This is a genomic window from Campylobacter concisus (assembly GCF_902460895.1).
GTDB classification, from domain to species: domain Bacteria; phylum Campylobacterota; class Campylobacteria; order Campylobacterales; family Campylobacteraceae; genus Campylobacter_A; species Campylobacter_A concisus_BC.
In genome coordinates this window covers 1-664 of the sequence record NZ_CABPVL010000041.1, presented here as the reverse complement: position 1 = coordinate 664, position 664 = coordinate 1, and the positions used below count along the sequence as shown (strand labels likewise).

At 39.6% G+C, this 664-nt stretch carries 1 protein-coding gene; it reads right to left on the bottom strand.

The window, feature by feature from the left end:
• On the bottom strand, nucleotides 1–664 hold a 664-nt coding region (locus F3G98_RS10290; RefSeq protein ID WP_223231360.1), incomplete at both ends, for an Ig-like domain-containing protein.

Below are 664 nucleotides of genomic sequence, written 5' to 3'. Positions count from 1 at the left end.
GGGTATGACCAGGAATTTCAACAATTACAGTGGTATTTGGATCTGGGTTTGGAACCTTACCAGTTACTACTGTTGAAGTGTTGTTAATTGGATCTAGAGTTACTGTTGGGATAGTTACGTCTGATACTGGAGTAGTAGCTGGAGTACCATTGCCTGCATCATCTTTTGGAGTAACTTTTACCTCAGTACCTGGTTTTAGTGGTTCATTATTTGGTGTAGGAACACTAAATGTACCATCAGAATTTACTGGAACTGTAACTGGGGTATGACCAGGAATTTCAACAATTACAGTGGTATTTGGATCTGGGTTTGGAACCTTACCAGTTACTACTGTTGAAGTGTTGTTAATTGGATCTAGAGTTACTGTTGGGATAGTTACGTCTGATACTGGAGTAGTAACTGGTGTACCATTGCCTGCATCATCTTTTGGAGTAACTTTTACCTCAGTACCTGGTTTTAGTGGTTCATTATTTGGTGTAGGAACACTAAATGTACCATCAGGATTTACTGGAACTGTAACTGGGGTATGACCAGGAATTTCAACAATTACAGTGGTATTTGGATCTGGGTTTGGAACCTTACCAGTTACTACTGTTGAAGTGTTGTTAATTGGATCTAGAGTTACTGTTGGGATAGTTACGTCTGATACTGGAGTAGTAACTGG